The sequence below is a fragment of the Streptomyces sporangiiformans genome, assembly GCF_005768555.2.
In the GTDB taxonomy this organism is placed as follows: Bacteria; Actinomycetota; Actinomycetes; order Streptomycetales; family Streptomycetaceae; genus Streptomyces; species Streptomyces sporangiiformans.
On the sequence record NZ_VCHX02000079.1, the window covers coordinates 59,755 to 71,875 of the forward strand.

12 protein-coding genes and 4 pseudogenes are annotated in these 12,121 nt (G+C 68.1%); 8 read left to right on the plus strand and 8 right to left on the minus strand.

The annotated features are described in order from the left end of the window. Nucleotide 1 precedes the first annotated feature (1 nt). From FGD71_RS08415 to FGD71_RS08425, 3 genes and pseudogenes are all read right to left on the minus strand, one after another. Nucleotides 2–103: pseudogene (locus tag FGD71_RS08415) on the minus strand (IS5/IS1182 family transposase); the annotation flags it as partial. An 84-nt stretch (nt 104–187) separates the two neighbouring features. Further along, the gene (locus FGD71_RS08420) at nt 188–646 is read right to left on the minus strand and encodes a nuclear transport factor 2 family protein (protein WP_119099748.1); all 459 of its coding nucleotides are present in this window, start codon (nt 644–646) and stop codon (nt 188–190) included. Nucleotides 647–703: 57 nt separating this feature from the next. Further along, nucleotides 704–1,435 (minus strand): SDR family NAD(P)-dependent oxidoreductase, encoded by a 732-nt coding sequence (locus FGD71_RS08425; RefSeq protein ID WP_119099749.1) that lies wholly within the window; start codon nt 1,433–1,435, stop codon nt 704–706. Nucleotides 1,436–1,522: 87 nt separating this feature from the next. On the opposite strand from FGD71_RS08425, the gene FGD71_RS08430 reads away from it, so the two are divergent. The 3 genes and pseudogenes from FGD71_RS08430 (at nt 1,523) to FGD71_RS08440 (ending at nt 4,008) form a co-directional block, all read left to right on the plus strand. Continuing rightward, the gene (locus FGD71_RS08430; RefSeq protein ID WP_119099750.1) at nt 1,523–2,119 is read left to right on the plus strand and encodes a TetR/AcrR family transcriptional regulator; all 597 of its coding nucleotides are present in this window, start codon (nt 1,523–1,525) and stop codon (nt 2,117–2,119) included. 126 nt (nt 2,120–2,245) lie between these two features. Further along, nucleotides 2,246–2,824 (plus strand): annotated as a pseudogene (locus FGD71_RS08435) (transposase); the annotation flags it as partial. Nucleotides 2,825–3,027: 203 nt separating this feature from the next. Continuing rightward, a complete protein-coding gene (locus tag FGD71_RS08440; protein ID WP_119099751.1) occupies nt 3,028–4,008 on the plus strand; it encodes an aldo/keto reductase in 981 nt (326 codons plus the stop codon). Between the two features lie 217 nt (nt 4,009–4,225). Here the strand turns inward: FGD71_RS08440 and FGD71_RS08445 are convergent, their stop codons facing one another. Beyond that, the gene (locus FGD71_RS08445; RefSeq protein WP_119099752.1) at nt 4,226–5,077 is read right to left on the minus strand and encodes a helix-turn-helix transcriptional regulator; all 852 of its coding nucleotides are present in this window, start codon (nt 5,075–5,077) and stop codon (nt 4,226–4,228) included. 87 nt (nt 5,078–5,164) lie between these two features. On the opposite strand from FGD71_RS08445, the gene FGD71_RS08450 reads away from it, so the two are divergent. Further along, entirely contained in the window at nt 5,165–5,968 is an 804-nt protein-coding gene (locus FGD71_RS08450) for an SDR family NAD(P)-dependent oxidoreductase (protein ID WP_119099753.1), read from the plus strand. 23 nt (nt 5,969–5,991) lie between these two features. Here the strand turns inward: FGD71_RS08450 and FGD71_RS08455 are convergent. Together FGD71_RS08455 and FGD71_RS08460 are read right to left on the minus strand one after the other, a co-directional pair. After that, a protein-coding gene (locus FGD71_RS08455; protein WP_420878258.1) for an IS5 family transposase occupies nt 5,992–6,866 on the minus strand; the annotation gives its coding sequence in 2 pieces (ribosomal slippage) (nt 5,992–6,509 and nt 6,509–6,866; 876 coding nt in all). A gap of 413 nt (nt 6,867–7,279) precedes the next feature. Then, entirely contained in the window at nt 7,280–7,831 is a 552-nt protein-coding gene (locus FGD71_RS08460) for a MarR family winged helix-turn-helix transcriptional regulator (protein WP_119099784.1), read from the minus strand. Nucleotides 7,832–7,923: 92 nt separating this feature from the next. Here FGD71_RS08460 and FGD71_RS08465 point away from each other — a divergent pair, with 92 nt between their 5' ends. Together FGD71_RS08465 and FGD71_RS08470 are read left to right on the plus strand one after the other, a co-directional pair. After that, entirely contained in the window at nt 7,924–8,643 is a 720-nt protein-coding gene (locus tag FGD71_RS08465) for an SDR family NAD(P)-dependent oxidoreductase (protein ID WP_119099754.1), read from the plus strand. A gap of 155 nt (nt 8,644–8,798) precedes the next feature. Continuing rightward, nucleotides 8,799–8,986, plus strand: a pseudogene (locus tag FGD71_RS08470) (transposase); the annotation flags it as partial. Between the two features lie 14 nt (nt 8,987–9,000). Here the strand turns inward: FGD71_RS08470 and FGD71_RS08475 are convergent. Beyond that, complete coding sequence (locus tag FGD71_RS08475; protein ID WP_140935846.1) at nt 9,001–9,360, minus strand: DUF2207 domain-containing protein; 360 nt, start codon at nt 9,358–9,360, stop codon at nt 9,001–9,003. Nucleotides 9,361–9,818: 458 nt separating this feature from the next. Here FGD71_RS08475 and FGD71_RS08480 point away from each other — a divergent pair, with 458 nt between their 5' ends. Together FGD71_RS08480 and FGD71_RS08485 are read left to right on the plus strand one after the other, a co-directional pair. Continuing rightward, complete coding sequence (locus tag FGD71_RS08480; RefSeq protein WP_119099756.1) at nt 9,819–10,679, plus strand: oxygenase MpaB family protein; 861 nt, start codon at nt 9,819–9,821, stop codon at nt 10,677–10,679. Nucleotides 10,680–10,704: 25 nt separating this feature from the next. Then, nucleotides 10,705–11,510, plus strand: a pseudogene (locus FGD71_RS08485) (IS630 family transposase); the annotation flags it as partial. A gap of 72 nt (nt 11,511–11,582) precedes the next feature. On the opposite strand, the gene FGD71_RS08490 reads toward FGD71_RS08485, so the two are convergent. Next, complete coding sequence (locus FGD71_RS08490; RefSeq protein ID WP_119099757.1) at nt 11,583–12,056, minus strand: YxiG-like protein; 474 nt, start codon at nt 12,054–12,056, stop codon at nt 11,583–11,585. Nucleotides 12,057–12,121 lie beyond the last annotated feature (65 nt).

The window sequence follows — 12,121 nt, forward strand, 5'->3', positions numbered from 1 at the left end:
TTCAGCGGTGCCGCTCCAGGGTGAGTACGGCTTTGGCGATTGACGTCATGCGGTTCGGGCTGCAGCGGGCGGGACGGAAGAGCTGCCAGGACCCGAGGCGGGCGCCGAGGCGACAAGATTGAGCACTGCGACCTCGTCGCCACGCGGCCCCCCGAACCAGTGGCGGCACCACGGTGCAGGCTGTCGACTACAGGCTGGCGATGCTGTCCTGCACCGACTTACCCCAAGCCACACCTTCGGCGTGCGTGTTGGCGAAGTCCGGGTCCACATAGATGTAGATCCTCTTGATGAGTTCACGCTCGAACTCGAACACATTGCAGAACAGCCCGAAGGAGGAAACGCCGTCTGGGAAGTCCACGCCTGACGTCGTTGTTCCCTTTTCCGCGCCCTCGACGATCACGTAGTTGCCGGACGACAACACGGTGAAGCTCTCGATCTCGTGCTTGAGCGACGCGATTCCCCGGCCGAGACCCTGAGCGAACGCTCCGATCTGCGCCTTCCCACGCGCGATGCCGAACTTCGGGTAGAACATGTGCGCATCTTCAGTGAAGATGTCGATGACCGCAGGGTTGCCAGCGTCCACCATACGGAAGTAGTTGACAGCAATCTCTTCGCGACGCTTCTGGATATCGCTGGTGGTGTTCATTTTTCCTTCTGGTAGGTGGTGTGTGTGGTGCGCTCTCGCGCTGGTTGAGGGGTGCGGTCAGACCTGCGCCTGGCCTCCGTCGACGAACCAGTCGACGCCGTTGACGAAGCTGGAAGCGTCTGAGGCCAGGAACGTCGCCACGGCGGCGATCTCATCCGGGCGGCCGATCCTGCCGAGCGGTATTTCCGAGGCGAGCTGGTGGTCCGGGCCTACGGCGCCGACCAGGCCCGGGGTATCGGTCGGGCCGGGGCTCAGCACGTTGACCCGGAACTTCCGTTCCTGCGCGCTGCGCGCCCAGCTGCGCACCAGGTTGCGCACCGCTGCCTTCGATGCTCCGTAGATTTCCAGGCTCGGTGCGGGGCGGAGGGTGCTGGTCGATCCTGTCACTACGATCGAGGCGCCGTCCGACAGCAGGGGCAGCGCCTTCTGTACGGTGAAGATCGTGCCCTTCACGTTCGTACCGAAGGTGGCGTCGATGGCTTCCTCTGTGATCTCACCGAGACTCTGAGGGACAGCGCCGCCGGCGTTGGCGACAAGCACGTCGATGCGGCCCGCCTCCTCGCGCACGACCGAGTAAAGGTCATCGAGGTCCGTCTGTACCGAAACGTCGGTCCTCACACCGGTGGCCGCCGGCCCGATCTCAGCGACGGCCGCGTCGAGCGGCTCCTGACGGCGACCGGCCAGGAACGCCCGTGCCCCCTCCGCGGCGAACCGCCTGGCGATGGCAAGCCCAATGCCGCTGTTGGCTCCGGTGACCACCGCCACCTTGCCTGCGAGTACTTCCGTCATAACGCGCCCACTCCTCCATTCTTGACTGGTTCGTCCATAACGCTAACCGTTATGGACGAACCAGTCAAGAATGGGTAAGCTGCTCCCATGGCACGACCTAGGAAGTTCGACGAGCAGCAGGTACTGGACACTGCCCGGGAGCAGTTCTGGTCGGGTGGGTACGCCGCCACGCGCATGGAAGACATTGCCGAGGCAACGGGGCTCGGCAAAGGCAGCCTGTACGGCGCGTTCGGCGGAAAGCAGGAACTGTTCCACCGCGTGTTCGACGACTACTGCGGCTCCGTCGTCGATGCTGTGAGCCGGCAGCTGCGCGGCGACGACGCGAACGCCTACGCGCGGCTGTCCGCCCACGTGTACGCGGTGGCGGCGGCGACTGCCGCAGACACCGCCCACCGCGGATGTCTGTTGGCCAAGGGCGCCGCCGAGCTGGCCGAACACGACGAGACGGTGGCCAAGCGGGCGCGCGCGGCCATCGAGGCGCTGCAGGCGCTACTGGAGGGCGACATCGCAGCCTGTCAGCGCAATGGCGATATTGCCGCGGACGTGGATCCGGGAAAGCTGGCTGCGCTGGTGCTCGCCGTACTGCGCGGCATTGAAGCGCTGGGCAAGGCCGGAGCGAGCGAGGAGACGCTGACCGATATAGCCTGGACAGCCCTTGCTGTACTGCCCCGCCCCGCCCGCTGAGTCTCCTCAGCGTTGCCGCTCCAGCGTGAGGATGGCCTTGGCGATTGACGTCATGCGGTTTCCGTCGAGCGCGGCGTCGCCCGCCAAGACATTATCTCATTTGGTTGCCTCGGTAGGCTGTCGGCTGTGGTGGGGATCGTTGAGCGGCTGGTGCCGGACGAGTTGTGGGAGCTATTCCAGCGGGTGGTGCCGGAGGTACCCACGCGGCCTCAGGGTGGAGGCCGACGAAGGCACGGTGACCGTGAAGTGCTGGCCGCCATCGTGTTCGTGGCGACCTCGGGCTGTACCTGGCAGCAACTGCCTGCCGCGTCGTTCGGGCTGTCCGGCGCGACGGCTCACCGGCGTTTCACAGAGTGGACGAAAGCCAGGGTGTGGGCGAGGCTCCACCGCCTGGTCCTCGACGAACGCGGCTCCCGCGGCGACCTCGACTGGTCTCGATACGCGATCGACTCAGTGAGCATGCGCGCCCTGAAAAGGGGGACCTGACAGGTCCGAATCCTGTCGATTGGGCCGCCGCATCCGGCACCGCATCGCCCGCAAGAGAGTTGAGACCTCACAGCGGCTGGGGCGCCACCGTTGGACCATCGACCGCACCATGTCGTGGCTCGCCGGATGCCGCCGTCTCCACCGTCGCTGCGAGCGCAAACCGAACACTTCCTCGCCTTCACGAGTACCGCCCGCACCCTCATCTGCTACCGGCGGCTCGCCCTGATATGGGCTCGCTGCAGCTTCACCGCCCGGTCGTGGCCGTACCGATCGGCAGGTGTCCATTAGTCACTCACCAGGGCATTCAACCGCCACCGCAGTACGCCTGCCAGCGACCTTCAGTCACCAATTGAGATGGTGTCTAATGGCGTTCCGCCAGCCCAACCAGGGCAGCAGTAACGATATTGAGAGAAGAAAACGGCATGAAATACACCGGGCTGGGTTCGACAGGGCTGAAGATCTCGCGGGTCTGTCTCGGCATGATGAGCTACGGCGATTCCGCCCAGCGCGCGTGGTTCCTGGACGAGGGGGCGGCCGAGCCCATCGTGCGTCGGGCCGCGGAGGCCGGGGTGACGTTCTTCGACACCGCGGACATGTACTCGCGCGGGGTGAGCGAGGAGATAACCGGGCGGCTGCTCGACAAGCTCTTCCCCCACCGTGACGACTACGTGCTCGCCACGAAGATCTACTTCCCGATGGGCTCCGGACCCAACGACGCCGGCCTGTCGCGCAAGCACATCCTGTCCGGCATCGATGCCTCGCTGCGGCGGCTGGGGACCGACCATGTAGATCTGTACCAGATCCACCGGTGGGACTACGAGACGCCGATCGAGGAGACCATGGAGGCGCTGCACGACGTGGTGCGCTCCGGCAAGGCCCGCTACATCGGCGCATCCAGCATGTTCGCCTGGCAGTTCGCCAAGGCCCAGCACGTCGCGGAGACGCACGGCTGGACGAAGTTCGTGTCGATGCAGAACCACTACAACCTGGCCTACCGCGAGGAGGAGCGGGAGATGATCCCGCTCTGCCTCGACCAGGGAGTGGGCTGCATCCCGTGGAGCCCACTGGCGCGCGGGCTGCTCGCCGGTTCCCGCGAACGCGGCGGCAAGAATCTCACGGTCCGCGCTGACAGCGACCAGTACGCCGAGGAACTGTACGGGGACGCCGACTTCGACGTGGTCGACGCGGTGCGCGAGGTTGCCGCTGAGCGAGGGCTGCCACCCGCGCAGATCGCCCTGGCGTGGCTGCTCGGCAAGTCCGCGATCAGCGCACCGATCGTGGGCGCGACCAAGCTGAACCATCTGGACGACGCCGTCGCGGCGGTGGAGGTGCTCCTGAGCGAGGAGGAGATCGCCCGCCTGGAGGCCCCATACCAGCCCCACCGAGTCATCGGCCACGCCTGACGGCTCTGACTGGCTCCGAGCAGCTCGGTTCGAATCGGGGTCGAGTCAGAGCGGTTTCCTCTGACTGCCTCCGGTCGCCTGTGCAACCCGTCCTAGGGCGTGTTTCGAAAGCGGTTGCTCAGGGGCCGTGCCGTGCAGGCCAGGGCTCAGAAGCGCGCGGGCGATGCTGACCGGCGTCGGTCCACATCAGGGGACGTTGAAGTGCGGCCGGTGTGGCTCAGCGCGTGACGTCCATGCGCTGTGTGCCGATGACCGACAGCAGCCGTAGCGCCTCTTCGGAGGGCGAGCCTGGGACCGCGGTGTAGATCACGACCTGCTGGTCGCGGTCGGTGATGTCGAGGACGTCGCAGTTGACGGTGACGGGGCCGACCAGCGGGTGCTGGAAGGTCTTGCACAGGGTGAGCTCGGCGGACACGTCGTGGGATTGCCACAGGCGGGTGAACTCTTCGCTTCCGTCGAGGAGTTCGGCTACCAGCTCGGCGACCTCTGGATCGTCGGGGTAGCGGGCGGCGGCGGCGCGCAGCCGCTGCGTCGAGGTGCGGGCGAAGGCGTCCGCGTCCGACACTCCGTACAGCCGCTGCCCCTGCGTGTGCGGGCCAAGAAAGACACGGCGCACGAGGTTGCGGTCGCGTCGCGGCAGGGCGGAGAAGTCCTCCATCAGGGCTGCCGCCAGATCGTTCCAGGCCAGTACCTCGAAGGTCGCGGACGTTACGGTCGCCGCGGCCTGCGGCAGTCGGTGCAGCAGGTCGAGGATGCTCTGCCGTACCTGGCGCGAGGGCCCGGCCGACGGGAGCGGCGGTGTGCCGGCCAGGTGATGGACATGGTCGCGTTCGGCGTCCGTCAGGCGCAGGGCCCGAGCCAGTCCGGCCAGCACCTCGTGCGACGGGTGCGGCGCCCGGGCCTGCTCCAGCCGTGTGTAGTACTCGGTCGAGATGTACGCCAGCTGCGCCACCTCCTCACGGCGCAGGCCCGGGGTGCGGCGGCGCGGTCCTGCGGGCAGCCCCACCTCGGCAGGGGTGATCCGCTCGCGTCGGCTGCGCAGGAAGTCGGCCAGTTCTCGTCGGTCCACCTCTCCAGTGTGCGGGGGCGCCGGGCCGCGGATCCAGGTACCGCCGGTGCCTGGTTGCGCTTCGCGGACGGGCGCAGGCTTGGCGCCATGGACAACACACCTGTCACCGGCACATCCACCATGCCTGCCGCCCTGGGCCTGCTGGCCAACAAGGTCGCCTTCATCACCGGTGCCGGACGCGGCATCGGAGCCGCCGCGGCTCGGCTCTTCGCCCGCGAGGGCGCCCGAGTGCTTCTCGCGGCCCGGACGGAGGACCAGCTGCAGGCGGTGACCGCGGAGATCCGGGCGGCGGGCGGCACCGCGGAGTACGTGGTGTGCGACCTGGCCGACGCGGCCGGCGTGCGCGCCGCCGTGGACCGCGCCGTGAACGTCTACGGCCGGCTCGACATCGCCTTCAACAACGGCGCGACGATCCAGCAGCCCGGCCCGATGCACCAGATGCCGGAGGCCGACTTCGACCGCCTCTACGACGTGAACCTCAAGGGCGTCTGGCTGGCCATGGTCGCCGAGATCGCCGCCATCCGAACCACCGCCGGGACCGGCGCCATCGTCAACAACTCATCTGTCGGCAGCCTGATGGGAAACCCCGAGCTGCCCGTTTACGGCGCGATGAAACGGGCGGTCAACAGCCTCACCGAGTCGGCCGCCGTCACCTACGGCCCGGAAGGCATCCGCGTCAACGCCATCGCCCCTGGCAACACGGCGACCGAGATGATAAGCACCTGGGAAAAGGGATCACCCGGTCTCCGAGAGCGGCTCACGGCGCACACCCCGCTGGGCCGCGCGGCCGACCCGCAGGAGATCGCGCAGGCCGCCGCCTGGCTGCTGAGCGACCGCTCCTCCTACGTGACCGGCACGGTCCTCCGGGTCGACGGCGGCGCGCGGGCCTGAGCCAGGGACGCCTCTATCCCTGTTCACAGCCACTCGTTGATCGCCGCTACGAGGACGGTCGCCTCGTAGCGGACCGCGAGCTTGTCGTACCTTGTTCCCACAGCTCGGTGCCTTTTGAGTCGATTGATGCCGCACTCAACCGCGTGCCGAGCTTTGTAGTCCTCCCGGTCGAACTTCGGCGGACGGCCGCCGCAGGAGCCGCGTTTCTTGCGGTTGCGGATGTGATCGGCCTTGTCCGGGATGGTGCAGTGGATCCCGCGTCTGCGCAGGTAGGCGCGGTTCTTACGGGAGGCGTAGGCCTTGTCGGCGCGCACCCGCGTGGGCCGGGTGCGTGGCCTGCCTGACCCCAGTCGGGGCACCCTGATGCGCCCCAGAACGACCTCGAACTGCGGGGAGTCGCCGCGCTGCCCGGCGGTGATCACGATGGACATGGGCTTCTGGCCCTGCTCGACGGCCAGGTGCAGCTTGGTGGTCAGGCCGCCGCGCGAGCGCCCAAGGCCGTGGTCGCCCGACTCGGTGGAGACGCCGCCGGGCGGCTCCTTCTGCAGGTCCCCCTTTTTCGTGCCCCGGTGGCATGCTGGTGGGCACGGACGATGGTGGAGTCAACGTTGATCTCCCAGGTGATCAGGTCCTTGGCATCGGCCCGGACCTGCAGGGCTGTGAAGATCCGCTGCCAGGTGCCGTTGCGCTGCCACCGACGGAACAGGTCGTACACCCGGCCCCAGGGTCCGTACTCCTGCGGCATGTCCCGCCAAGGGATGCCGGTACGGACCCGGAAGTGTATGCCGTCAACCAGCCGCCTCCTGATCCATATCGGCGGTCGGCCGAGCTTCTTGCCCCTCGGCAACAGGGGCTCCAGCACCGCCCACTGCTCGTCCGTCAAATCTCCACGCGCCATGAACCAAGATCATCCCACGATCAAGATCCACTTTTGACACACGCCCTAGCAGTCACTGCCGATCCGGCCCACATAAGAGCAGGTCAGAAGGGTGCGTCGGATATACCCCCGGGACGTTCATCACTACAGCGCGCTCACCGACGTTCCGCACTGCCTTTGCCGCCTGGGAGGCGATGGCCGCCGTCGCGGAGGAGCTGGTGCGCTTCCGGCGGGTGCCTGATGAGGCGTACCGCGCGGAGTGGAGCGGGGGACAGGCCGTACGCGTGGCCGCCCGCGTCTTCCGCTGCGCCCGCCTGGACGTAACGCGGGCAGGGCGGGCATCTGCGCGGCTGACCATCGACACGCGGACCGATACGTACGTGCGGGCCATCGCGGCCGTGCGGGCCGCGTACGGACACAGCACAGTACGCCTGTCACTCCTCGCCGACATGGGAAATACGGTCGTCGCCGAGCCGGCGCTGAACATCCTGGAGCAGCACCTGGAGCAGCTCGGTGAGCTGGCCCTGCTGCTCGCCCGTCAGGCCGTCGATCAGCTCGGCCTCCCGGCCCAGAACGTGGTCGACGGTGGTCTCGACCAGGTCGTGCCCGGACTGGGTCAGGGAGACCAGGACCGTGCGCGGCCGCCCTTCCCCGGGCCGGCGGGTGACGAGCCCGTCGCTTTCGGCGCGGGCGACGCGCTGCGAGATGGCACCCGCGGTGACCAGCGACCGCCGGCTGAGTTCGCGTGTGCTCAGCGTGTACGGCTTGCCGCTCCGCCGCAGGACACTCAGCAGGTCGAGGGTCGCGGCATCGACCCCGGCCCGCGCGAGGACTCGCCGTCGGTCGTCGCCGAGCAGCTTCGCCAGTCGCCAGATGGGCGTGACGATCCCGATCGACGCGACGGGCGTGCCGGGCCGCTCGCGCTCCCAGGAGGCCGCGATGTCCTGCACGGGGTACGTGGACGCGCCGTCCGTCGGGTAGCTCATGCTCTTCGGCGTGAGGGGTTCACTTGCCATGCCGACCCTCTCCAGTGTTACGTTTAGTTCTAAATTTAGATCTGAACCTAGGGGCTCATCGTATGTCACGCACCATCCTGGTCACCGGCGGCGGCACGGGCATCGGCCGCGCCATCGCCTGCCACTTCGCCGACCAGAACGAGACCGTCATCGTCACGGGCCGTCGCCCCGCCCCTCTTGACGACCTCGCGGAAGAAACCGGGGTTCGTCCTCTGATCTGCGACCACACCGACCCAGAGGCCCTCCTGCGGCTCGTGGCCGAACTCCCCGAGCGCGTCGACGTACTGGTCAACAACGCGGGCGGCAACATCGTCTTCGACGCCGACGGCGAGACCGATCTCGCCTCCTACGCCCGCGACTTCCGTGCCAACCTCGATGCGAACCTCGTCAGTGCGGCCCTCACCACCAGGGCCCTCGACGACCGCCTCGCCGCGGGTGGCGCGGTGGTGCACCTCGGTTCCATCGCGGCCGACCAGGGAGCCGACTCGTACGGCGCATCCAAGGCGGGCCTCGCCACCTGGAACTTGAGCCTTGCCGACGCCCTCGGACCCCGCGACATCACCGCCAACGTGGTCTCGCCCGGCTACATCACCGACACCGAGTTCTTCCGCGACCAGCTCTCCGACGAACGCCGCGCCACACTGATCGCCGCCACCGCCACCGGCCGGCCAGGCACCCCGGCCGACATCGCCGGCGCCGTGGCCTTCCTCGCCTCTCCGGCTGCCCGCCACATCACGGGCCAAGTCCTCAACATCAACGGCGGCGCCAGCAAGACCCGATAGCCGTCATGCCAGTAGTGGCTTGCGGTACGTGCGGCAGGAGGCGCCATCCGGCAGGCTATGTGGGCCAGTTCGCTCCCGTCTGATCTCTAGTCGCCCCGCTTCTGACGCCGCTTGCGCCCTGGGGGACAGGCCGTGACCGACGGTACAAACGAAACATGACACGCCATCGCCCGTATCCCAACGATCTGTCCGATGCCCGCTGGGCTTGATCGGGCCCACGCTGACCGCCTGGCGGGGCCGGGTGCAGGGGCAAGGGCTGGACATCGGGCTCCCGCCCCAGCACGAACTGCGCCGGATCATGGACGCCATCCTGTATGTCGACCGGACCGGCATCCCATGGCGCTAGGTGGTCAGCGCTCAGCCGGCACTCGTGAGTTCTTGAGCGAGTACTGGATCCGGTAGCGGTGGTGGCCGCTGACCGTGCGAGGGGTCGCCGATACGGATGCGGGTCTGCGACCCCAAGTCGATGAGTTCGTAGGGGACCGGGGCGGAGGCCGAGGTGACAGTGACCTCCGCATCCGGAGACAGGCCCGGGACCTCACGAAAGATGCCGCGCCGCTCCCCGGACCCGAAGTCGTAGTCGATGACCTCGGTGATGTGGGCGCTGCCGTCCTGGGAGGTCTCGGCGCCGGTCCACAGGCTGGTGACCCGTTCGGTGTTCCCGCCCACCGCCTCGAGTGTCACGGCCACACCCACCAGCAGTGCGGCGACAGCCAACCAGATCATGTTGACGCGTCGACGCCGCCTCACCGCCAGCCCCCGTCTACCGTTCAAGACAACTTCCACTCGCCAAGCGGGCCGGCAGCGTATTGGGGCAGCACCACGGCCGGTCAAGGCCGATCTCCGAACGTCACTCCGCGATGGCCCACGGCCACTCTGAACAGGCCGCGCTGTTCCTTAGGGCAGCTGGCTGCCGGGCGGGCCCGCTCCCTGGCTGAGGCCGAAACCAACTGGAGTGAAGAGTAGGGTCGGCCAGTTTTCAAGGAGTCCCAACTATGCCGAACATCGAAGATCGCCCACCCTCGCCGCTGGGCCCGAGGAACGTGCCGATGCGTGTGTTCGGCATTGGATCGCGGGCCAGGACCGCGCCCGCCCACGGGGCGTGAACCGTGCCGCCATGCCCGGGTTCGGGCGGGCATCGCGGACACTGGGCAGCAGGAGAGGGGAGGCCGACCGTGCTGACCACAGTCCGTGAACAACTGGGCCAGGCCCTGTTCCGCCGCGTCGCCGGCCCCGACGGACCGGCCACGCGTGCCCGCATCCACCACACCCCCGGCCCGCGCTGGTTCGCACCGGACCGCCCGATCCGCACTGTCCACGGTGACGCCTCGATGTTCATCGGTGGCCTGAGCGCACTGCTGTTGCAGTCCCTGCATCCGCTCGCCATGGCGGCGGTGGCCGGGCACTCCGGTTACCGCGGCGACCCGTGGGGCCGACTACAGCGCACCAGCACCTTCCTGGCCGTGACGACCTACGGCACCGCTACGGACGCTCAGCGGGCGGTCGACCACGTCCGCGGCATCCACGAACGGATCCGTGGGACAACGGCCGAGGGCGTGCCGTACCACGCGGCCGATCCGCACCTGCTCGGCTGGGTGCACGCCGCCGAGACGGACAGCTTCCTGCGCGCCCACGAACGCTTCGGAGCCCGCCCGCTGGACGCCGCCGGCTACGACGCCTACGTCGCCGACACCGCGCGCGTCGCCGAAGCGCTGGGGGTGAGCAACCCGCCACGCGACCGCCGCGAACTGTCCGAACGCCTGACCGCCTACCGGCACGAACTCAAAGCCACGTCAGAGGCACGGGCCGCCGCCCGCTTCCTGCTGTTCCAGCCTCCCCTGCCCCTTGCGGTACGGCCTTTCTACGGCGGGCTGGCCGCGAACGCTGTCGCGCTGCTCCCGCCATGGGCCCGCGGCATGCTGTGGCTGCCCCGGGTGCCGGTCGTGGAGGGCCTCGCCGTACGCCCCACCGGACAGGCCCTGACCCGGACCATCCGCTGGGCCATGACCCCACCGCGCCAGTCCGGTCCGACGTGAGCGCGCGGCACCCGGTGCCGGGTCGTTTCGCCGGGCGATGATGCTGCTGGCCTCCGTCGGCGGGAACCGCATCCCGGTGATCGCGCAGCTGGTCCAGGCCGACGAAGACACGGTGCGGGAGGTGCTCCACCGGTTCAACGACATCGGCCTGGCCTGCCTGGACCCTGGAGGGACGGGAGGCCGTCCCCGCCTGCTCAGCGATGACGACGAGGACTTCGTCATCCACACGGCCACCACTCGCCCCGCCAAGCTCGGCGAGCCCTTCACTCGCTGGTCAACCCGCAGACTCGCCGCCTACCTGCGCCGCATGCACGGCCGCGTCATAGGTAGCGGCCGTGAACCCTTACGGTGCCTGCTCCTGCTCCTGCGCCGCGGCACCTTCCAGCCGCACCACAGGACAGGGAAGCAGGCGCCCGACCTCGCACGCGACACCAAGCTCGACCGCATCGAGCAGGCCCTGGACCGCTTCCCGGACCGAGTCCTCGCCTTCGACGAGTTCGGCCCCCTCGGGATTCGGCCTACCGCAGGCTCCTGCCGGGCGAAGCAGGGCAACCCCAACTGCTTGCCCGCGACTTACCGCCGCACCCACGGCGTCCCTACTTCCACGGCTGCTACACCGTCGGTGACGACCGGCTGTGGGGCGTCAACCGCCGCCCGCAAAGGCGCCATCAACTCTGGCCGCGCTGAAGCCGGTCCGCGCCGCCCGACCCGACGGCGCGCCGATCTACATCATCCTGGACAACTTCTCCGCCCACATCGGCACGGACATCCGTCGCTGGCGAAGAAGAACAACGTCGAACTGGGCTTCACCCGACCTACGCCTCCTGGGCGGTGCGGGCGCCGGCCGCGTGCTGGTGGGCGCGGACACACACATCGGTCACAAGATCACACGAACCCTGATCCCTACTCCGCGACGAACGGTGCATATCCAACCGGGACCTCGGTCACCTGAAGGTCGGAGAAGAGCAAGGTCAGGTTGTGCGCGTTGGTCTCGATGCGTACCTCGTGGAAGTCGATACCGAGGGCGTTCGACCAACGTCGGGTGGCCTCCGACTCGGGAAGGAGCTTGGCTCCCGGGTAAAGGCAGTGCCACTTCACGCCCCAGACGTATCCGTCGAGGTCGGCACCAGTTTCATGGTCGATGAGCCGGTCGTCCAAAGAGACCCGCCAGGTCTCCGCCGGCACTGACGTCTCGCACCGCGCCTCAACGCAGTACCTGAAGAGATACCGCAGGTGGGACGGCGTGATGCCGGTACGGGGATCAGCCGTCGCGTAGACGATGACCTCGTAGTCGCGCATGTAGTTGGTGTATCCGTGGTGCACGACAGCGTGATCGAAGGTCTCATCCAGCATATGTTCAAGTGCGGCAGCATCCATGCCGCCCTTCTACCTCACTCGGTGAGATCTTCGACAACGAAATTCACGAGGGTCAGGCGCCGTTG